Consider the following 20,872-nt stretch of genomic DNA (forward strand, 5'->3'; position numbering starts at 1 on the left):
GCATGAAACAAGTTTTTTCTAAAGTTCTGCTAGCGAGTAGTCTAGTAATGGGTTTGACCGCAACAGTAGCACACGCGGCAGATGTAACACCACCAGATATTCAACGTGGTGAAACACTTTATATGCAAGGTGATGTTTCGCGTGGCATCTTAGCCTGTGTTGCCTGTCATGGCGTGGGTGGTAATAGTGCTATTCCTATGTACCCCCATGTAGCAGGTTTACCTGAAGGGTATATTGTTAGTCAGCTCAAAAATTTCCAAGTACCAGCAGGGCAAAGCAAAAGTGCCCGTATGAGTATAGATGGCGCACCTACTATGATGGCTCCTGTTGTGGCACAGATGACAGATGCCGATATGCGTGATTTAGCCGCTTATATTTCGCAACAAAAACTCACTAGCCCAGCATTTGCTAAACAGGCTAATGATTTAGACTTTGTTCACCGTGGTCGTGAGATTTGGCGCGCAGGTATTCCAGAGCGTAATGTTCCAGCCTGTGCTTCTTGTCATGGTGCTGATGGCAAAGGTATGCCAGAGCAATTCCCTGCTTTATCAGGGCAACATCCAGAGTACATCTTAGCGCAGTTACAAGCCTTTTCTGAAGGGGCGCGTACAAATGGTGGTGCTGAGAACATGATGGGTACGATTGCTAATCGTATGAGCAATGCTGATATGAAAGCAGTTGCTGATTATGCGGCAGGTATTCGCTAATCTTTTTTAGCGTGAATAGTAGCCATTATAAAATTGAAATTTAATCAAAGGGATGCCACAGGTGGTGTCCCTTTTATTTGCGAAATGTATGGGAAAAGCACAACAAAATCATCGACATTGGCGGACAGAACTATTTGAACTTTTTAGCTCAATGCGATTCGCAATTGCTCTTTTAGTCGTTATTTGTATTGCCAGTGCGGTTGGCACACTGATAGAACAAAACCGAGAAGAGATTTTTTATATTGATAGATTTGGTACATACTGGTATCAGGTATTTAGCAAATTTAGTATTAATCAGATTTATAACACATGGTGGTTTTTACTGGTAATGGGATTTTTGGTGATTTCTACCAGTTTTTGCCTTGTTCGTAATGTGCCTAAAATTATTAAAGATATGCGTTCGTTTAAAGAGCATATTCGTCAAGGTAGTTTTAGAGCCTTTTCTCATAAATTATCTCTTCAAACAGATTATTCTGCTGAACAAGCCAAACCTATGATACAGGTATGGCTTAAAAAGCATGGTTATGTATTCAAAGAAAAAGAAGTTGATAATACACTGACCATTGCGGCGAAGAAAGGTAGCAGTAATCGTTTGGGGTATATTTTTGCGCATCTTGCTATTGTAACTATCTGTATTGGTGGTTTATTGGATAGTGAGTTACCAAATCGCTTGCAATTATGGATGGGTGATAAAGCTCCTATCCCTCCAACCGCACGCTATATGTCAGATGTACCTGAACAGTCCAAATTTGGTGTAAGTAATATCAGTTTTAGAGGCAATATCTCAGTGAGTGAGGGAGAAAATGCGAATCATGCCCTGTTATTATTGAGTGATGATCGTTATTTACAAAATCTACCTTTTGATATTCATCTTAATCGTTTTATTATTGAATATTACGAAACCAATGGTATGCCAAAACGGTTTGCCAGTGATGTAACGATTACAGATTTTGCAACAGGTAAAAAAGAAAATAAAATTATTGAAGTAAATCACCCATACCAATTGCATGGAATTACCCTATATCAATCCAGTTTTCATGATGGAGGCTCTAAGTTAGATTTAACCCTTTATCCAATCAAAGGGAAAAATACTGAAACGCAAACCATCAAAACAAAAGTTGGAGAAACCACTGAATTAAAAACAACCCTAAATGATGTGGAACAAACATATCAACTGACAATAAATGATTTTAGACCGATTAATGTTGAGAACCTATCTAATGCAGGTAGTGCACAGCCTAAAGATTTTGAACATCAAATTTTAGCGGTAACGGGGAGTGCTGCCAGCAAAGTGGCAAATGATAGTGTAAATGTAGGGCCTCTTTTTCAATATACGCTGACGGATGAAAGTAATCAGTCTGTACAATATCAAAACTATATGCTTCCTGTCCAATTAGATGGACGTTTAGTCTTTTTGATTGGTATGAAATTACCGACGGATGCTGGGTTTAGCTATGCAAGAATTCCTGCGGATGAAAAAGGCACCATGCAAGAGTTTTTAGCCTTAAAAGCCGCTTTTGAAAATCCTGAAATGCGCCGTCAAGCGGCACAGGCTTATGCGGATAAGCTAGAAGAAGATCCACGGATAGATAAACAAAATATCGTAGTATTGGCATCAATGGCATTAGAAATTTTTGCTAATAATGGTTTTAAAGGTTTAGATGATTATATTGAAGGGAAAGGTATCCCTGAAGCAGAACGTGTACCAGAAGCATTACGCGCTCCTATGAAAAGTATCCTTCGTGATTATTTAATCTTTTCAGCGATTGATTTACGCAATATGGCTCGCCAGACGATTGGTTTACCTGCACTTAGTTATGTCAATCAAAGTGATGCAGAGCAACAGGCTTTATGGTTTGATAGTGCGATTCGGGCTTTATCGGATATGACTTTTTATCCTGCTCCGATGATATTGCAACTTAATAGTTTTGAGCATATTCAAGCGACTGTCTTACAAGCAACACGATCTCCCGGTAAATGGATTGTGTATTTAGGCTGTCTCTTTTTGATTATTGGTATTTTCCAAATGTTTTATATTCGTGAGCGACGTCTCTGGATTTGGTTGACCCCACTAGATAATGGTAGTGAAATTAAAGGGGCAATGACTTCTGTTAAACGTACGCTTGATTTCCAACGAGAGTTTACACAGTTTCAGCAAGACTTTAGCGAATTAGCAAGGAAAGAGTGATGATGTCTTCTCAATTAACCAATCCTTCAGTGCCATCCGATAAGTGGGTAGAAAATAAATCTGAGAAAAAACGTCTTAATTGGACAGATGCTGCTTTTTTTGCCGTATTGATGGCAGCGGCTATCTATATTTTAAGAACTTGGTCTCAATCAATGGATAGTTATGAAAAATGGATTCTCATTGCCACGACTTTCTTTCTCACTTGGTTAGGGTGGTTATGGCGACCATTACGCACATTAAGTATAGCGGTTTTCTTAATCGCATTATTGGCGATAGGTTTATATGATGGGAATCTTAGTCATGCTCAAGAGAAGTTTTTATTAAAGTATCTCATCTCTTCACAATCTGCTATTTTATGGATGAGTGCCTTAATGTTTATGGCAACGATTGTCTATTGGGTATCGTATTTCTATCCAAAAGTAGATTGGATGGGGACAATATTTACATGGGCTGGGGTTGTTTTTGGTTTTGTTGGGCTGTTGGTTCGTTGGCGTGAGGGGCATCTTATTGCATCCGATATGGGGCATATTCCAGTCAGTAATTTATATGAAGTGTTTGTCCTTTTCTGCTTATTAACGGCTTTGTTCTATCTTTATTATGAAAAGCGATATAACACCCGAGCATTAGGTGGATTTGTTTTATTGGTGATTACTTCGGCAATTATCTTTTTGATGTGGTACACCTTTGAGCGTGATGCGGCAACCATTACACCGTTAAATAATGCACTAAATAGCTGGTGGATGAAATTACACGTTCCTGCTAATTTTGTAGGCTATGGTACATTTGCCTTATCGGCTATGGTGGGATTTGCCTATCTGGTGAAACATCATGGTAATACAAACGCTTGGTTACCGATGACCCCCTTACTACTGATTGGTGCGGCATTAGTGGCAGAAGTATTTATCTTTGGTGGACAACAAGTGCGACCCAGTGCGGAGTTTTCAGGGTTTTGGTTAGTGTATTTTGGGATTAGTATTATCCTTGTTGCTTTAATCCTAATGATGCGTAAGCGGATTGCTGAAAAACTTCCCTCTTTTGAAGTCTTAGACGATATGATGTACCGCGCGATTGCAGTAGGGTTTGCTTTCTTTACGGTGGCGACTGTATTAGGGGCATTATGGGCGGCAGATGCGTGGGGAACGTACTGGCAATGGGACCCTAAAGAAACATGGGCATTAGTGGTATGGCTAAATTATGCGGCTTGGTTGCATTTACGCTTGATGAAAGGAATGCGAGGTGTCGTAGCGGCTTACTGGGCTTTAGCGGGTTTAGTGATTACGACCTTTGCTTTTATTGGTGTTAATATTTTTCTCTCAGGATTACATTCTTACGGGGAATTATAGGTTTTAGTCAGAAATATAGAGTGAATAAAAGCAGATGTGAATAGCATCTGCTTTTTTGTTGGTTTAGCAGTAGGTCAGTTTTATCCTACCTTGATATTACACTATTTAAATATTGAGTAACACTTGCTAAACTAAAAATAACATGATATCCCAAAAACTATATATTCCTTATGCCTAAAAAATTTATTAATATTCATATTCCAGCGTTTTTTACAGAAAAAACAATATATAAAAGTATCTCTAAAATACTTTCTAAAAATAACTTTTTAGAAGATATTGTTCTTCTAAATATTGATTTAACTTCTTTGAAAACTATAGATATTATTGGGATAACAGCGTTATCTAATTTGATTGAATGGGTGAGACTATATAATATTCAAGTTAATTTTTCTTATGATAAAGAAAATATTACTAGGTTACTGGAAGAAAGTGGATTTATAAAACGCTACATAAAGACAGATAATCTATTTTTTAAAAAATGGCATATACTTGCAATAGAAGTAGTCCGTACTGAGGAAGTTGTTAAACATCTATCATATAGAATAGTTCCTTGGTTTTTAGACTGTTTAGAAAAAGAAACACAACAAAAAAATCTTTGCTCATATCAATTAAGTTCTATTCAAACAGCACTACAGGAAATCTTTAATAATATTAATGATCATTCATTCAGTAAAATAGCTTGTTATTGTGGCTATTATGATGCACAACAACGGATTTTTAAATTATGTATTTCAGATTTTGGAATAGGTATTCCATCAAAAATTATTAATTTAAATCCTACATTAACGGATAGTCAAGCTATTGAAAAGGCATGTGAGAATGGATATACTACAAAAAGCACTCCTAATAATATGGGTGCTGGACTTGATATATTATTAAAAAATAAAGTAATTGCTAACAAAGGTGCATTGACTATTTATTCTCTCAAGGGTGCTTTCTCTGCAAGATTTTATGAGGGGAAAGTGATTCAATTACCTCAAATAGAAAGAGAGAATAATATTTTCCCGGGAACAATGATTATTATGGAATATCCTATTGATAGGATACAATTAGATGAGGTTCAAGAGTTTTCTTGGTAAAGAGAAATGATCAGGATTATTGCTAAAAATCATATAAATCGATTCCTTACGAACGAGGATGGATTCTTGCTATTCCATATTATTCACCCTTATTTAGAACAAGGTGAGCAAGTAATAGTCTCTTTTGATGGTGTAGATAGTCTGCCAAGTTCTTTTGTGAATACAGCATTATTACCCTTACTACACCATTTTTCGTTTAAAACAATTAAAGAGTCATTGTTTTTTGAAAATACAAATTCTCAAATTAATACAATGATTAAAGATAGATTCAAAAGTGCGACTGAAAAGCAACTAATAATACCTATGGTAAGTGAGCCAAAACAGCCACTTGCCTGATAATAAGTATTGATCAGATGAGTTTTGATAACATAATTTAAATCGTTAAAACCTGCCCTGCTAATCCTGAACAGAGTATTGCTACTTGCTCATTGAGTGTAGGTCCTTCTTCTCGAGTATTAACCCATTGTTCCTCTTGGAGACGATAATGAAAAGCACCGCTTGGTGCGGCTAACCACATTTCTTGTAGGGGTGTCTGTGCATTAATCACCACATGAAATTTAGCATTAAAAATTAAGGTAAGGACATAACCCTCACGTTTTGCATCAACGTCAATATCTTTTTCTTCAAACCAATAATCGGCTTTTTCTTGAATATGGCGTAAAATCTTATCTGCACGGACAAGGAATTCTGTTTCTGTCATAATAAAACTCTTTCATTAATTAGGAATTAAGGCAAAGGTGAATATAATGATACACCGACATAAGCTTATTGTAACGCTCATTTTAATGAGTATTGGTATTTCGGCTTGTGGATATAAAGCGCCAGTTTACTATCCAACAGAGGCACAACGTCAAGAGCTGGCTGAAAAAGAAGCACGTATTAAAGCACGTAAACAAGCTAAGAAAGCACAGCAAGAAGCAAACCAAACACAGAAGAAACCATCATCTGTCGCCCAATAAATGATAACCCTTATTTTATCCTGTTCTTTTTATGATGACTACTTTACCCATACCCGTAGCTAGCCCTTTTTTTCACTACCACCAAAATCAACTGTTTGTAGAAAATTGTTCAATAAAAGCATTAGCTCAACAATATGGTACGCCGCTTTTTGTGTACTCTAAAGCTGCCTTAGTACATCAATGGCATACTTACCAAAAAGTGATTGATACTTACCCTAATACGTTGATTTGCTATGCCGTAAAGGCAAATTCAAATTTAGCCATTCTAAACCTATTTGCCAAGTTAGGGGCAGGTTTTGATTTGGTCTCTGGTGGAGAGCTTTTTCGTGTACTAAAAGCAGGAGGCGATCCTGCAAAAGTTATTTTTTCTGGGGTAGCAAAACAAGTCTGGGAAATAGAGGCTGCCTTAGATGCGGGCATTAAGTGTTTTAATGTTGAGTCTATTCCAGAACTTGATTTAATTGCTCAAGTAGCACAACGATTAGGAAAAAAAGCGCCGATTTCGTTGCGTGTAAATCCTGATGTTGATGCAAAAACTCATCCCTATATCTCAACTGGACTAAAAGAAAATAAATTTGGTATTGATATTAATGTAGCAGCAGCGATATATCAAAAAGCATTGGATAATCCCTTCCTCGAAATTAAAGGGGTGGATTGCCATATTGGATCTCAAATTACAGAGGTTGCGCCCTTTGTCGATGCGGCGGATAAGGTGATTGCCTTATTACAACAGCTTAAAGAAAAGGGTATTGCATTAAGCCATATTGATATGGGCGGTGGTTTGGGTATTCGCTATTTGGATGAGGAAGTGGTTGAACCATTAGAAATGGTAAGACAAATTAAAGATAAATTGCATAAAGCAGGATTTGATAATTTACAACTTGTTTTAGAGCCAGGACGCTCTCTTGTTGGTAATACGGGGGTGTTACTCACACAAGTGCAGTTTATTAAACCTACAGAAGCACGTTGTTTTGCCATTGTTGATGCGGCTATGAATGACTTAATCCGTCCTACGTTATATGATGCCTATCATGGTGTTTTACCAGTGCTTATTCAAGATATCCCTAAGCAAACCTATGATATTGTTGGGCCTATTTGTGAAACAGGGGACTGGTTAGCCAAACAGCGAGAATTAGCTATTCAATCAGGTGATTATTTAGTCGTTGAATCAACAGGTGCGTATGGGTTTTCTATGGCGAGCCAATACAATACACGCCCCAGAGCGGCAGAAATATTAGTTGATGGTGAGCAGTCCTATCTTATCCGAGAAAGAGAAACTTTAGCACAGCTTGTTGCCTTAGAACATATCGTGGAATAATATTTTTGGTTTTCATCTGATAGAGGGATATATTTTTACCTATTTTAAAGGGGCTAGTCTTAATGATACATTGTTACGGCTTCCTTGATGGATTTAATCATCGTTTTTGTTGTAGGTAAAATATCATCACCCTTTATGATGCGATATTAAAAAGCCTTCTCTCTTATAGAAGAAAGAAGGCTTTATTTTCAGACGTGTTTAGTAAAATAATATTTCTACATCATCTCTTTTTTTAGAACCGTACAGGAGGCCCACTAGGTGAGGGAGATTGACTAGGGTTCAACGTTTTTATTAAATTCCCGATATCATCAGAAGAGGTATTTAACTCAAAAACCTTAGCTTGACCACCTGTTGAGGGACTACTACTGCTGACCCCTGCAGTACCAACTGTGCGAATAGCCTTTCCAGCAGGGAATTCTTTATAGTAGAAATTATCCCCTACCTTGCTAAGTCCCTCTGGCATTTTACCTTGAGGGGTAACAGGAATATCTTTAAGGGCTTTTCGCATAAAATTTATCCAGATCGGCATAGCGGCACCACCGCCTGTTTCACGATCCCCTAAAGAGGTAGGCTGATCAAATCCTAACCATGTAACAGCCACTAATTTAGGTGTATAGCCTGCAAACCATGCATCAACAGAGCGATTAGTCGTCCCGGTTTTCCCAGCAATATCTGAGCGACCAAGCGCTTTTGAGGCAGAGGCAGCCGTACCTGAACGAGCTACACCACGCAATAAATCATTCATTACATAGGCAGTACGGGCATCAATGACACGGTTTTTCTCATCACCTGCTTTTAAGGGATTCGCTTTCATTACCGTAGCACGGCTTCCTTCTTGGATATTGATGTCTTCGACATAGTCAATAATATAGGGATTCACACGATATCCACCATTCGCAAAAACAGCATAAGCAGATGCCATCTGGAGAGGGGTAACATTGCCAGCCCCTAAAGCCATAGTAAGATAAGCCCCTTTAGGTGGTTGACGCTTCATATCAAAGCCTAATCGCTCAATAAAATTGGCGGCATAATCAGGGCCTACTGCTTCTAAAATGCGGATAGAGACCATATTTTTAGATTTGTATAAACCTTGACGTAGTGTTAGGCTATCCACATAACTATTACCATAGTTTTTGGGTGTCCATGCCTTGCCACCAGCGTATTTAGCAGGTAGTACAAAGGGTCTATCAGAAATCTGTGTTTCAGGTGTAAGACCACGTTCTAAACCAGAGGCATAGACAAAAGGTTTAAATGTAGAACCCGGTTGTCGCCATGCTTGCGTAACACGATTAAAATCACCTAAATAAAAATCAAAACCACCAATCATTGCCTTGATAGCACCGTCTTGTGGATTAAGAGCAATTAATGCGGCTTGTACCAGTGGAAGGTTAATAATACTCCATTGATTGTTGAGTTTTTCAATATAGATAACAGAGCCACGCTTGATCTTGCGAGAAGGGCTTACCTTATCGACAAGTGAACGCTTAGCATTGTTTAGTGATGTTCCTGTTAATTCAATCACTTCATCAGGGCTTCGCATCACAACAACCTTATCTTTACTGGCGGATAGGACAACCACTGCAAGAATATCATCACTATCAGGGTGTTTTTCTTGCATGGCTTGTAGGAAAGCAATCATTTTTGAGCGATCATTTTCCATGCCTTCAGGTAAATCAAGCTGTTCGGCTGGCCCTGTATAGGGTTTACGGCGAGTGTAAGAGAGTAAGCCTTGACGTACGGCTTCATAAGCGGCTTGTTGTTCATCAGAACGAACAGTGGTATATACCTTGAGACCACGACCATAAAGACTATCACCGTATTGAGTGTACATCAGCTGACGTGCTAGCTCTGCCACATATTGCCCATGGCGTGCGGTACGTGCTTCTTTATCATCCTTTTTAGTGCTTTGAACGATGAGTTTTTCGGCTTTTGCTTGTTCGTATTGCTCTTGCGTGATAAATTTTAAGGCAAGCATACGGTTTAAGACGTAATGCTGACGATTAATAGTGGCATCTAAATTTGTAATCGGATTAACGCGAGAGGGTGATTTAGGAATACCAGCTAATGCTGCCGCTTCTGCAATAGAAATCTCTGATAGGGGTTTCCCAAAATAACGGCGAGCTGCTGCCGCAAAACCATAAGAACGATGTCCCAGATAGATTTGGTTCATGTAGAGCTCAAGAATCTGGTCTTTAGAGAGTTTTTCCTCAATTTTATAGGTTAATAATAACTCATAGAATTTACGTGTAAATTTTTTATCCGAAGAGAGGTAAAAATTACGCGCTAATTGCATGGTAATGGTACTTGCCCCCTGTGCTTTAGCACCAGAGGTGAGATTAACGAGTGCTGCTCGACCGACACCAGCCCAATCAACCCCCCCATGCGTATAAAAACTATCATCTTCTGCTGCCAAAATAGCATGACGCATAACCAAGGGAATTTCTTGTAAATTAAGTACATTACGGCGTTCATCACCATATTCGGCGAGTAACACCTTGTCAGCGGAATAAATATAGAGGGGTAAACGAGGGCGATATTCCGTCATTGCTTTAAGGTCAGGCAGAGAAGACCATGTTAAGCGAATGGCGAGAATACCCAGTAAAAGTAAGCAAACCCCTATGCCACAGAGAAAAACAAGTGGTTTTAGGATAAATCGACTAAAAATAGAGCTTTGCTGTTTTTTGGGTGTTTTAGTATTCATGCTTTGGAATGCATCTCATGAAAAAGAAAAAAGACATCCTAGTGTATCCTAGTACATTTATAGGGATTTTACCCGAGTTTAGTGGAAAATGGATGGGTGATTGCGTCTCTATACAAAATTCAAAAAAGTATAAAATTCAACTTTCTTAAAACAATCATCGTAGACGAGAGGTAGTATAGTTGCTGTTATACAAGTGTTATCTATGTATTGATCATAAGTAATTATATGAAAAGATATTGATGTGTCAGTCATTTTTTTGTAATAAAGCGAAAGAATTAAAGTCCTATTTTGGGTGTTTATTTTTACACATTGAGTCCCTGTTATTTTCATCAGACATAATAGGGTCAGGGTATTGAATGTGTTATTTACCTTTAAAAGCAAAGATTTTTTTGGTGATTAGGTATATTTACCTAAGAAAAGATACGCCTAATGGTAATATTTCTTTCTATATACCATTTTTATATTTATCCATGACAAAAACAGCAGTAAATGAACAAATATATCCCCCATTAATTATTTTTATCGGTATGATGGGAGCAGGCAAAACAACGATAGGACGAGCGCTAGCAAGAGAATTGAATATTGAGTTTATTGATTTAGACCATGAAATTGTTCAACGATGCGGTGTGGCTATCCCCACCATCTTTGATATTGAGGGAGAGGACGGATTTCGTAAGCGTGAAACGGCGGTTTTAGCGGAAGTGATACAACAAAAAAATATTGTTTTAGCAACAGGAGGTGGCGCTATTTTAGCCACAGAGAATCAAGCCTTACTCAAAAAAGGATTGGTCGTTTACCTTAAAGCCTCTGCAGATGAACTCTTTTGTCGGATTGCAAAAGACAGTAATCGCCCTTTACTTAAAACCGAGAATCCACAGGATAAAGTGAAACAATTACTTGCTGTGCGTAGCCCTATTTATGAAAAACTAGCCGATATTACGGTAGAAACAGGTAATCAAACGATTTATGCAACAGTAAAGAAATTAAAAAAAGCTATTATTGCTTTACAGGAGAATACATGAGTCTTGTCAATGTTAATACACTAGGGGGCAACTATCCTATCCGTATTGCCCCTAAAATGCTTCAACAGATAGCGACATCTGTACCTGAAAATGCCAGTAGTGTAGTGATCATCAGTAATACAACCGTGATGCCACTGTATGGTGAACAGGTGCAACAATCATTGCAAGGGATTCATAAGCCCATATATACATTGGTGTTACCTGATGGAGAATCCTTTAAAACCCTAGAAACGCTTAATACCATTTATACCTTTTTATTACGTCATAAGGTTGATCGTAAAGCAGTGATAATAGCCCTAGGGGGTGGTGTAATAGGGGATATGGCAGGTTATGCGGCGGCGAGCTATATGCGAGGGATTCGTTTTATCCAAGTACCTACCACCCTATTAGCGCAGGTGGATTCTTCGGTAGGAGGAAAAACAGCGGTGAACCACCCTCTGGGTAAAAATATGATTGGTGCGTTTTATCAACCCATTGCAGTAGATATTGATATTGATGTACTTCACACATTACCCTCTCGAGAAGTGAGTGCAGGGCTAGCAGAAGTAATTAAATATGGCATGATTATGGATGCTGATTTTTTTGCTTGGTGTGAGCGTCATGTTGAACAATTGCGTGCCTTAGCACCAGAGATAATAAGCTATGCGATTCAGCGTTCTTGTGAATTAAAAGCCTATGTGGTAGAACAAGATGAAAAAGAATCAGGATTACGAGCGATTCTTAATCTAGGGCATACCTTTGGTCATGCCATTGAAACAGCACTTGGCTACGGTACATGGTTGCATGGTGAAGCGGTGGGTTGTGGTATGGTACAAGCAGCAGAATTATCGGCTCAACTACTGGGTTTTCCGAGAGAATCGGTTGAACGTATCCGTGCTTTGGTGAAAGCGATTGGTTGTCCAACAATTGCCCCAGATCTTGGTATGGATAAATGGATAAGTTTAATGCAAGTAGATAAAAAATCAGAAGCAGGTCAGATTAAGTTTGTATTACTTAATCGTATCGGTGAGGCGACTATTAGCACCGCACCGATTGATGCGATAGAGGCAGTATTAGCCCGCACCGTTGAACGATAGAAAGAGGGAATATGACATTAGCCAGCTATGCTAGCCACAATGAAGCCAGTAAGGGAAGAGTATATCCTGAACCATCTGATCCCAATAGGGGGCCTTATCAGCGAGATAGAGACCGTATTATTCATTGCAGTGCCTTTCGCCGATTAGAATATAAAACACAGGTATTTGTAAATCATGAAGGGGATTTGTTCCGCACACGCTTAACACATAGCTTAGAGGTAGCACAGATTGGACGGGCTATTGCACGGAATTTATCTTTAAATGAGGATTTGGTTGAAGCCATTGCATTGGCACATGATTTAGGTCATACCCCATTTGGTCATGCAGGTCAGGATGTTCTTAATGAATGTATGCGTGATTATGCCCCTACTATTGGAGGTTTTGAGCATAACCTACAAAGTTTGAGAATTGTAGATGAGCTGGAAGAACGTTATGCAGATTTTAATGGACTAAATCTTACTTTTGAGACAAGGGCAGGTATCCTTAAACATTGCTCTATTCATCATGCCAAACAGTTAGGTGAAGTGGCGCAACGCTTTATTGATAAAAAGCAGCCTAGCTTAGAAGCACAATTAACCAATCTAGCGGATGGGATTGCCTATAACAACCATGATATAGATGATGGTTTACGTTCAGGCTTAATTACGATTGAGCAGTTGCGAGAAGTCCCTATTTTTAATGAACATTATGAAAGAGTGCTTTGGCAGCACCCTGATTTATACGGTCGTCGGGTAATTTCTGAAACCATTCGCCGAATGATTAATACCCTTATTGTGGATTTAACACAGACAACATTAGCGAATATTCAGCAATATCAAGTGCGTACGATAGAAGATGTGCATCATGCCCCTATGCTAGTCGCTTTTTCAGCGGCAGTAAAAGAACAAGAGCGAGAACTTAAAAAATTCTTAATGGATAACCTATATCGCCATTATAAAGTGATGAGAATGTCGGCTAAAGCATCAATGATTATTCGTTCCTTGTTTGAAGCCTTTTTGTTAAACCCTAAACTATTGCCAACAGATTACCGCCGAGAAGATGATATCGAACAAAAAAGAGCAATTGCCGATTATATTGCTGGTATGACAGATAGATTTGCGATACGAGAATATCGGAATTTATTTGAAATGTGAAGTAATTATTTGTTCATAGATGAGATATAAGTTGGTTTATTGCAAAAAATATAGTAAGTATTCCGTAATGGCGTAAGTAGGGTATTTATTGAGTATAAAAGATAATGAATAAGAGGCTATGTATTAATCTTAATCGTATGTATTAGTTTGAATATTTATACCGTATTTGCTAAACTAAACAGATAACTTACTTTACAGAGTAAAGGAAATAGAATGAAATTTCTTAGTCGCTTGACAACAAGTTTACAAATTGTTCCCAGTGTTCTTTTAGCTGCTTCAAACTACCGTTCTCTAAAAGATGGTTTTGTAATAGATAAGAGTAATTTACGAAATGATGCAAAAACAGTAGTGAAATCTTTAAACGATAATATTAAGAAATATGGCTACAAAGAGTACTCACGTTAAAGCTAAAAGTACATTGGGAGATGAAATTAGCTTATCACACAGCCAAACAGATAGCCCTGTTCTGGATGTTAATGCACTGGAACGTTTGCATCAGTTTCGTCCTGATATAGTCGATTTTATTATTGAACAGACAAGTAAAGAAGCTGAGTTTCGAAGAAAAGAAGCAAAACGCATAAACTCTTTTACTTTTGTAGAGCGTATAGGAGCACTAGCTTTAGCTACTATTATTGGCGGTGGAAGCATCTATGGTTCGATTTATGCTGCACAACAAGGTAATAGCAAATTGGGTATTGCTATTGCTGTAGTAGGGTTAGGATCTTTGGCTGTTGCATTTTTAAGACGTAACAAATAAAAATGTAGCTTATCTTTATAATCGCCCACCTAACCATATTACTACAAATACTTCTCCAAATATTTTCCTGTCAAACTCTGAGGGTTTTTGACAATATCAGCAGGTATACCTGTTGCTATAATTTGTCCGCCATTTTGCCCCCCTTCAGGGCCTAAATCAATGATCCAATCTGCGGTTTTGATAACATCTAAATTATGCTCAATAATAACCACCGAATTACCTGCATCAACCAATTGATTAATCACTTGAAGGAGTAACTCAATATCCGCAAAATGTAACCCTGTTGTGGGTTCGTCAAGAATATAGAGTGTTTTGCCTGTACTTCGTTTTGACAATTCTAACGATAACTTAATACGTTGTGCCTCACCACCAGATAGGGTTGTAGCACTTTGACCAAGTCGAATATAGCCTAAACCAACATCAACAAGGGTTTGTAAACGGCGAGCAATAGCTGGTACGGCAGAAAAATAAGTCAGGGCAGTACTAACGGTCATATCCAGTACCTCACTGATATTATGCCCTCGATAGCGTATATCTAATGTTTCTTGGTTGTAGCGTTTTCCTTTGCACGTATCACAAGGGACATACACATCGGGTAAAAAGTGCATTTCTACCTTGATGACGCCATCACCTTGGCAAATTTCACACCGTCCCCCTTTTACATTAAAAGAAAATCGCCCTGCATCATAGCCCCTTGCTCTGGCTTCTGGTGTACCTGCAAATAGCTCACGAATAGGAGTAAATAAGCCTGTGTAAGTAGCAGGATTACTACGAGGTGTACGACCAATAGGACTTTGATCGACATTGATAAGTTTATCTAATACCTCAATACCTTCAATGCTTTCATAAGGGGCAGGTTCAGTATGGGCACGATTTAAATCTCTCATAAGAATTGCCGCAAGGGTTTCATTAATAAGCGTAGATTTCCCTGAACCAGATACCCCTGTAACACACACTAATTTACCAAGAGGAATGGCTAAATCAACCGATTTAAGATTATTCCCTGTACAACCTTTAAGATGTAACCATTTAGTATGCTCATCAATAGGACGAAAATGAGTGGATTGAATCCGTTTACGTCCACTAAGATAATTGCCCGTTAAAGAGTGTTTTTGTTGCATCAACGCCTTAGCCGTTCCTGTCGCAATAACCTCTCCGCCTAGCTCACCGGCACCGGGGCCCATATCAATCACCCAATCGGCGGATCGAATCATATCTTCATCATGCTCTACAACAATAACACTGTTTCCTAAATCGCGTAAATGTTGTAACGTTTGAATTAATCGATCATTATCCCGTTGGTGTAAACCAATAGAAGGTTCATCAAGCACATACATCACACCTGTTAAACCAGAACCAATTTGTGAGGCTAACCGTATGCGTTGTGCCTCTCCTCCTGAAATGGTATCGGCACTTCGATCGAGTGATAAGTAATTAAGACCCACATTATTCAGAAAAACCAATCGAGATTGAATTTCTTTTACAATCCTTTCGGCAATCTCTTGTTTAGTACCAGTGAGTGTTAGTTGTTCAAACCATGCTAAACAATCGGATAGTGATAAGGCTTCTACCTCATAAATCCCTAGTCCTTTTTTCTTGTCATTAGGACGTATATCATTGCCTACCATGACATAGCGAGCAGCTTCTTTTAAACGTGAACCATGACAAGTAGGGCATATTACCGTTGAACGATATTTCGCCAGTTCTTCCTTAATATGTGTAGATTCACTTTCTGACCAACGGCGTTCTAGGTTGGGGATAATTCCTTCAAAAGTATGTTTTTTTATCGTGGTACGACCATCATCGTTTAAGTATAAAAAATCAATTTCTTCTTCACCAGAACCATGTAATAAGATATGCTGAATCCGTTCGTCCAGTGCATTAAAAGGTGTTTCAATATCAAACTGATAATGTAATGCCAGACTATTTAATAACATTTGGCTAAAGCGATTTCTTGCATCCCAGCCTGCAATAGCACCACTCTTGAGACTTAGCTCTGGAAAAACAACGATACGTTTCTCATCAAAAACTTGTGTAACCCCCAATCCATCACAGCTAGGACAAGCCCCTACAGGATTATTAAAACTAAATAGACGAGGCTCTAAGGTATCAATACTGTAGCCACAAATAGGGCAGGCATATTTTGTAGAATAGGCAATCTCTTCTTCTGTATCCATATTAAAGAGAAGAACTTGTCCATCACTGAGTTTAATCGCCGTTTCAATACTATCTGCAAGACGTTGACGGTTACTTGTGCGTACCTTGAGGCGATCAACAACAACTTCAATCGTATTTTTTTCTTGAGGGTTGGGCAGTGTTACCGTATCAATATCTTGTATCTCACCATTAATTCTGACACGGATAAACCCTTGTGTTTGTAGTTGGATCAGTTTATCTTCAATATTGCCTTTTTTATGACGAATAATCGGCGCTAGTAAACTAATACGCGTATCTTCGGGTAAAGCAAGAATGGTATCTACAATATGAGAGACACTTTGTGCTTCTAAAGGCTCTTGATGAATAGGACAATGCGGCGTACCAACTCGAGCATAAAGTAAACGCAGATAGTCATGAATTTCTGTTACTGTACCGACTGTGGAGCGAGGATTATGTCCAGCTGTTTTTTGTTCAATCGCAATAGCGGGTGAAAGCCCTTCAATTAAATCCACATCCGGCTTATCCATGAGTTGTAAAAATTGCCTTGCATACGCAGATAGACTTTCTACATAGCGGCGTTGCCCCTCAGCATAGAGTGTGTCAAAAGCAAGCGAAGATTTTCCTGAACCAGATAGTCCTGTAAGAACCACTAGTTGATGACGAGGAATATCAATCGAAATATTTTTGAGATTATGTGTTCTTGCCCCTCGAATACGGATAACTTCTTGTAAAGAAAGAGAGGGTTCATGATCATGAAAAACGGTCATATCAGTAGGCATACAAAATGAATAAGCAACCTATTACTATAACTGAGTAAATCTTTCTGGTAAACCCCATCAGCTCATAAAACATAAAACCCTATGCTTTCAGGGTAGTAAGAAATCTCAATACACAATATGGGGTACAATAAATTCTTAATTGATTATGCTTTTATATGGATATGTCTGATACCTTACATAATACCGATCATACCTCAACACATCAGCAAGAAGCACGTATGCCATTGACCCCTCAAGAAAGAAAAATTAGTGCAAATTTGGCATTACTTTTTGCAGTAAGAATGTTGGGTTTATTCCTATTAACACCCGTTTTTGCGGATGCCGCTAAACAGTTATCGGGAGGGGATAATACCGCTTTAGTGGGTTTTGCCATTGGTGTTTACGGATTAACACAAGCCGTGATGCAAATTCCTTTTGGTATGTTATCCGATCGATTTGGGCGCAGACCCATCATTATGATAGGTATGGTGATGTTTATTGTCGGTGGTATCATTTGTGCCATGACAGACTCTGTAACAGGTATTATCATAGGTCGTGCCATTCAAGGATTAGGAGCTATATCGGCAGCTATTACGGCATGGATTGCTGATGCTACTCGTCCAGAAGTGAGAGCAAGAGCAATGGCAATGGTAGGAGGATCAATTGGATTATCCTTTGCCCTTTCATTAGTTTTATCCCCCTTATTAGTAGATAGTGTTGGATTGAGTGGACTCTTTTGGGTAATTAGTTTACTTGGTTTTGTCTGTTTATTACTCACTACTTTTTTTGTACCAACCGTTCCTATGCATCAGCAAGTGATCGCCGATGTTAAAGCCAAAGAAGTTCTCAAAAATCGACAGCTTTTTGGCTTAAATGCAGGCGTATTTTGCCTACATTTTACGCTGATGTCACTTTTTGTGGTATTACCCTCTTTATTATTACAGCTAGGTCAAATCCCCCTGGGTGATTTATGGAAAGTCTATCTTCCTGTTATCGTTATTGCCCTAGTATTAATGGTGCCAGCAGTATTTTGGATAGAGACCAGAAAACAACATATACGAGGATTACTACTATGTGTGGGGGGACTGGTTGGGCTATTGTTTGTATGGCAGTTTGTGAGTGCCTCTTTCTGGGCAAGCGTTGTGGCACTAGGGGTGTTTTTTGTGATTTTTAATATTTTAGAAGCCCTTATTCCCTCAATGATTTCACGTGCAACACCACCACAACATAAAGGATTAGCCCTTGGTTTATACAATATGTTCCAAGCCCTAGGCGTAGCGACAGGGGGGGCTGTTGGTGGCTTATTAGTGCAGTATTTTTCAGCTAATACCGTTTTCCTCTTAGCGGCAATGTTATGCTTAATATGGTTATGGATAACGTATAAAACACAATAGGTAGTAAGTAGAGCATACCTTACACTCAAAATAGAAGTGCAATGATTTAAAAGAAGAATGACATAATGCCCTATGCCATACATGGCTAATTTTGTCCCAGTCTATCCATAAGGGGCTAGTCAAGTCCATAAAAATCAGCGAGAATAAAGACTGTTTTTTTGGAGGTAATAATTATGGCATCTGTTAATAAAGTGATTCTTATCGGTAATTTAGGTCGAGACCCTGAAATTCGTTATAACCCAAATGGTATGGGTATGGCAACATTAAATCTGGCGACAACACAAGCGTGGACAGATAAACAAACAGGTACACGCAAAGAGACCACAGAGTGGCACAGAGTAGTGGCTTTTGGTGGATTAGTTGATGTGATTGAACGCTATCTTAAAAAAGGGAGTGCAGTGTATATAGAAGGACGCTTACAAACCCGTAAATGGCAAGATAAAGATGGCAAAGACCAATACACGACCGAAGTGATTACTGAACAATTACAAATGTTAGGCAGTCGTCCAACAGAAGAAGCCCCTAAAGCAGAAGAAGATACTACTAATAAAGCCGTATTAGAGGATGAAGAAATGCCTCCGTTTTGAGGTGGATTTTTATAAATATAACCTAACAACCCTCATAATGGTATATAAACAATGAGGGTTAGTTATTTAGTCTTTTTTATTTAAGAGACAATAAAAATAAATCACCATCTTATCTATCTATACATAAGTAAACTTAAAAAGAAAAGAATTTCTCAAGAGTAATTTATCATTGACAGGTTATAATGCCATAATGAGTAGCGAGGTGAGTGTATTGATTCACCCATCAAAATTTATATAGGAAAGAGAATGGCATCCGTTAATAAAGTAATTTTAGTGGGCAACCTAGGGCGAGATCCCGAAGTAAGATACCAACCCGATGGGTTTAATGTTGCCAATATTAGTTTAGCGACAACCTCTGTTTGGAAAGATAGAAACACAGGTGATCGCCGAGAAGAAACCGAATGGCATCGAGTCGTTTTTTATAATCGTCAAGCAGAAATTGTAGGGCAATACCTAAGAAAAGGTAGCTCAATTTATGTTGAGGGTCGCCTAAGAACCCGTAAATATATTGATAACAATAATATTGAGCGTTACACCACAGAGATTGTGGCAGAAACCATGCAAATGCTTGGTGGCCGTGGTAATACGGGTGATGCTGAGTTTGCAGGTGGCGGTCAATATCAACAAGGTAATTATCCGAATAATGCTGGGGTATCAAGTGGTGCAAGAGCGAACTATCCACAAGATGGTGGTTTTTCTTCTAATACTCCTGCACCAAGTGCTTATGGTAGAGGGGTATCGAGTCCTCAGCCAACCATGCCACCTAATGGTACTCAACCGACTAGCCCAGCTCCACATACAAACACAGCGACACAAAGTCCTGCTCCTACTATTCCTTCAGCGAATAATGCTCCTCGTCCAGCCGCTCCTAAAGCAGCCGATGCAGGGCTAGCTGATTTGGGTGAGGATATTCCATTCTAAAGTTATGTATAAATTAAAAATATAAACCCTTATATTTCAGAGAACCCTTTAAATAAAGGGTTTTTTTATTAAATGGTGTATTAAGACTTCTTCGTTTCTTTTCCTAAATGGCAAATGCTTGTCATTACTTTGGTTAAAGGTATATGGATAAATAGTTTGGGTAGTTGAATATCTTAAATTATTTAGGGTTATACCCCTAAAAACTTTAAATAGTTAAATATTTTTATGGTGATAACTAAAATATAACGCCATTGAATTTAAAAAAATTACAAAATTTTCTTAAAACGCCATGCCTACTTACTCATCTAGTCACTTCAAGAGAATGAAAGTAACCTTTCAAGATTTTTCTGTTGTGTTTTAATTTGACGTGGCTATTGAGGCTTTACGAGAAAAAGGCTCTGTGAATGGCTTAGGTTAAAAGAGAATCACTATTCTTCTTGAATGACCTAAAAATCTTTCTGCTTATCTTCTTGAATAGTGAAAGTATCCTATCGAACAATCCCTAAAAAATAATCATTTCTAATTATCATGATAGGTGAAAACTATTAAAAGTAAGTTTGCAATAGAATTTTATTTTTTTCAATTTGAAATAATTTGATATATTTTTCATATTTAAAATTATTTATTAATAAAAATCAATGATTTATATCAAGTGAAATTTAAAAATTACTTCTCTTTTAAAAAATTCTAAGATGTTTTTTCACAACAACAAAAATTTTAGGTAGAAAAGATAGTGTTAGAATATCCCACCTTTTAGCCATACCTCACGCGT

18 protein-coding genes are annotated in these 20,872 nt (G+C 38.3%); 15 read left to right on the forward strand and 3 right to left on the reverse strand.

The annotated features are described in order from the left end of the window. The first annotated feature begins 2 nt into the window (after positions 1 to 2). From F9B76_RS07540 to F9B76_RS07560, 5 genes are all read left to right on the forward strand, one after another. Positions 3 to 707, forward strand: a complete 705-nt coding sequence (locus F9B76_RS07540) for a c-type cytochrome (protein ID WP_159991564.1) — start codon at positions 3 to 5, stop codon at positions 705 to 707. An 88-nt stretch (positions 708 to 795) separates the two neighbouring features. Continuing rightward, complete coding sequence (locus F9B76_RS07545; RefSeq protein WP_243140623.1) at positions 796 to 2,895, forward strand: cytochrome c biogenesis protein ResB; 2,100 nt, start codon at positions 796 to 798, stop codon at positions 2,893 to 2,895. After that, positions 2,895 to 4,238, forward strand: a complete 1,344-nt coding sequence (gene ccsB, locus F9B76_RS07550) for a c-type cytochrome biogenesis protein CcsB (RefSeq protein WP_159991565.1) — start codon at positions 2,895 to 2,897, stop codon at positions 4,236 to 4,238. The genes F9B76_RS07545 and ccsB overlap by 1 nt, the downstream gene beginning before the upstream one ends. Before the next feature lie 170 nt (positions 4,239 to 4,408). Further along, positions 4,409 to 5,317, forward strand: a complete 909-nt coding sequence (locus F9B76_RS07555; protein WP_159991566.1) for an STAS domain-containing protein — start codon at positions 4,409 to 4,411, stop codon at positions 5,315 to 5,317. A gap of 66 nt (positions 5,318 to 5,383) precedes the next feature. After that, a complete protein-coding gene (locus F9B76_RS07560; protein ID WP_159991567.1) occupies positions 5,384 to 5,653 on the forward strand; it encodes an STAS-like domain-containing protein in 270 nt (89 codons plus the stop codon). A gap of 37 nt (positions 5,654 to 5,690) precedes the next feature. On the opposite strand, the gene cyaY is transcribed toward F9B76_RS07560, so the two are convergent. Beyond that, positions 5,691 to 6,017: an iron donor protein CyaY gene (cyaY, locus tag F9B76_RS07565; RefSeq protein ID WP_159991568.1), complete on the reverse strand. Its 327-nt coding sequence runs from the start codon at positions 6,015 to 6,017 to the stop codon at positions 5,691 to 5,693. Between the two features lie 46 nt (positions 6,018 to 6,063). Between cyaY and F9B76_RS07570 the strand changes: the two genes are divergently transcribed. Together F9B76_RS07570 and lysA are read left to right on the forward strand one after the other, a co-directional pair. After that, positions 6,064 to 6,276: a hypothetical protein gene (locus F9B76_RS07570; protein WP_159991569.1), complete on the forward strand. Its 213-nt coding sequence runs from the start codon at positions 6,064 to 6,066 to the stop codon at positions 6,274 to 6,276. Positions 6,277 to 6,307: 31 nt separating this feature from the next. Continuing rightward, complete coding sequence (lysA, locus tag F9B76_RS07575; protein ID WP_159991570.1) at positions 6,308 to 7,594, forward strand: diaminopimelate decarboxylase; 1,287 nt, start codon at positions 6,308 to 6,310, stop codon at positions 7,592 to 7,594. Positions 7,595 to 7,826: 232 nt separating this feature from the next. Here lysA and F9B76_RS07580 read toward each other — a convergent pair whose 3' ends face one another. Beyond that, the gene (locus tag F9B76_RS07580; protein ID WP_159991571.1) at positions 7,827 to 10,295 is read right to left on the reverse strand and encodes a penicillin-binding protein 1A; all 2,469 of its coding nucleotides are present in this window, start codon (positions 10,293 to 10,295) and stop codon (positions 7,827 to 7,829) included. 470 nt (positions 10,296 to 10,765) lie between these two features. Between F9B76_RS07580 and F9B76_RS07585 the strand changes: the two genes are divergently transcribed. The 5 genes from F9B76_RS07585 (at position 10,766) to F9B76_RS07605 (ending at position 14,283) form a co-directional block, all read left to right on the forward strand. After that, positions 10,766 to 11,317, forward strand: a complete 552-nt coding sequence (locus F9B76_RS07585; RefSeq protein ID WP_159991572.1) for a shikimate kinase — start codon at positions 10,766 to 10,768, stop codon at positions 11,315 to 11,317. After that, complete coding sequence (gene aroB / locus F9B76_RS07590) at positions 11,314 to 12,393, forward strand: 3-dehydroquinate synthase (RefSeq protein WP_159991573.1); 1,080 nt, start codon at positions 11,314 to 11,316, stop codon at positions 12,391 to 12,393. The genes F9B76_RS07585 and aroB overlap by 4 nt, the downstream gene beginning before the upstream one ends. An 11-nt stretch (positions 12,394 to 12,404) precedes the next feature. Beyond that, the gene (locus F9B76_RS07595) at positions 12,405 to 13,526 is read left to right on the forward strand and encodes a deoxyguanosinetriphosphate triphosphohydrolase (protein ID WP_159991574.1); all 1,122 of its coding nucleotides are present in this window, start codon (positions 12,405 to 12,407) and stop codon (positions 13,524 to 13,526) included. 213 nt (positions 13,527 to 13,739) lie between these two features. Further along, on the forward strand, positions 13,740 to 13,931 hold the full coding sequence (locus F9B76_RS07600) for a hypothetical protein (RefSeq protein WP_159991575.1): 192 nt from the start codon (positions 13,740 to 13,742) through the stop codon (positions 13,929 to 13,931). Continuing rightward, positions 13,906 to 14,283, forward strand: coding sequence for a hypothetical protein (locus F9B76_RS07605; RefSeq protein ID WP_159991576.1), 378 nt, complete (start codon positions 13,906 to 13,908; stop codon positions 14,281 to 14,283). The genes F9B76_RS07600 and F9B76_RS07605 overlap by 26 nt, the downstream gene beginning before the upstream one ends. A gap of 41 nt (positions 14,284 to 14,324) precedes the next feature. Here F9B76_RS07605 and uvrA read toward each other — a convergent pair whose 3' ends face one another. Then, positions 14,325 to 17,219 (reverse strand): excinuclease ABC subunit UvrA, encoded by a 2,895-nt coding sequence (gene uvrA, locus F9B76_RS07610; protein ID WP_243140624.1) that lies wholly within the window; start codon positions 17,217 to 17,219, stop codon positions 14,325 to 14,327. Positions 17,220 to 17,380: 161 nt separating this feature from the next. Here uvrA and F9B76_RS07615 point away from each other — a divergent pair, with 161 nt between their 5' ends. The 3 genes from F9B76_RS07615 to ssb (F9B76_RS07625) all read left to right on the forward strand — a co-directional run bounded on the left by F9B76_RS07615 (position 17,381) and on the right by ssb (F9B76_RS07625) (position 20,100). Further along, the gene (locus tag F9B76_RS07615; RefSeq protein ID WP_159991577.1) at positions 17,381 to 18,592 is read left to right on the forward strand and encodes an MFS transporter; all 1,212 of its coding nucleotides are present in this window, start codon (positions 17,381 to 17,383) and stop codon (positions 18,590 to 18,592) included. Positions 18,593 to 18,765: 173 nt separating this feature from the next. Then, a complete protein-coding gene (gene ssb / locus F9B76_RS07620) occupies positions 18,766 to 19,179 on the forward strand; it encodes a single-stranded DNA-binding protein (protein ID WP_159991578.1) in 414 nt (137 codons plus the stop codon). A 246-nt stretch (positions 19,180 to 19,425) separates the two neighbouring features. After that, entirely contained in the window at positions 19,426 to 20,100 is a 675-nt protein-coding gene (gene ssb / locus F9B76_RS07625; protein WP_159991579.1) for a single-stranded DNA-binding protein, read from the forward strand. The last annotated feature ends 772 nt before the right edge of the window (positions 20,101 to 20,872 follow it).

This window comes from Pelistega ratti (assembly GCF_009833965.1).
Classification (GTDB): Bacteria; Pseudomonadota; Gammaproteobacteria; order Burkholderiales; family Burkholderiaceae_B; genus Taylorella; species Taylorella ratti.

What these genes read in the sequence shown, in the direction of transcription:
- F9B76_RS07540 (WP_159991564.1), top strand. Translation starts at nt 3, where the DNA reads ATGAAACAAGTTTTTTCTAAAGTTCTGCTAGCGAGTAGTCTAGTAATG.
- F9B76_RS07545 (WP_243140623.1), top strand. Translation starts at nt 796, where the DNA reads ATGGGAAAAGCACAACAAAATCATCGACATTGGCGGACAGAACTATTT.
- ccsB (WP_159991565.1), top strand. Translation starts at nt 2,895, where the DNA reads ATGATGTCTTCTCAATTAACCAATCCTTCAGTGCCATCCGATAAGTGG.
- F9B76_RS07555 (WP_159991566.1), top strand. Translation starts at nt 4,409, where the DNA reads ATGCCTAAAAAATTTATTAATATTCATATTCCAGCGTTTTTTACAGAA.
- cyaY (WP_159991568.1), bottom strand. Translation starts at nt 6,017, where the DNA reads ATGACAGAAACAGAATTCCTTGTCCGTGCAGATAAGATTTTACGCCAT.
- F9B76_RS07570 (WP_159991569.1), top strand. Translation starts at nt 6,064, where the DNA reads ATGATACACCGACATAAGCTTATTGTAACGCTCATTTTAATGAGTATT.
- lysA (WP_159991570.1), top strand. Translation starts at nt 6,308, where the DNA reads ATGATGACTACTTTACCCATACCCGTAGCTAGCCCTTTTTTTCACTAC.
- F9B76_RS07580 (WP_159991571.1), bottom strand. Translation starts at nt 10,295, where the DNA reads ATGAATACTAAAACACCCAAAAAACAGCAAAGCTCTATTTTTAGTCGA.
- F9B76_RS07585 (WP_159991572.1), top strand. Translation starts at nt 10,766, where the DNA reads ATGACAAAAACAGCAGTAAATGAACAAATATATCCCCCATTAATTATT.
- aroB (WP_159991573.1), top strand. Translation starts at nt 11,314, where the DNA reads ATGAGTCTTGTCAATGTTAATACACTAGGGGGCAACTATCCTATCCGT.
- F9B76_RS07595 (WP_159991574.1), top strand. Translation starts at nt 12,405, where the DNA reads ATGACATTAGCCAGCTATGCTAGCCACAATGAAGCCAGTAAGGGAAGA.
- F9B76_RS07600 (WP_159991575.1), top strand. Translation starts at nt 13,740, where the DNA reads ATGAAATTTCTTAGTCGCTTGACAACAAGTTTACAAATTGTTCCCAGT.
- F9B76_RS07605 (WP_159991576.1), top strand. Translation starts at nt 13,906, where the DNA reads ATGGCTACAAAGAGTACTCACGTTAAAGCTAAAAGTACATTGGGAGAT.
- uvrA (WP_243140624.1), bottom strand. Translation starts at nt 17,219, where the DNA reads ATGCCTACTGATATGACCGTTTTTCATGATCATGAACCCTCTCTTTCT.
- F9B76_RS07615 (WP_159991577.1), top strand. Translation starts at nt 17,381, where the DNA reads ATGTCTGATACCTTACATAATACCGATCATACCTCAACACATCAGCAA.
- ssb (WP_159991578.1), top strand. Translation starts at nt 18,766, where the DNA reads ATGGCATCTGTTAATAAAGTGATTCTTATCGGTAATTTAGGTCGAGAC.
- ssb (WP_159991579.1), top strand. Translation starts at nt 19,426, where the DNA reads ATGGCATCCGTTAATAAAGTAATTTTAGTGGGCAACCTAGGGCGAGAT.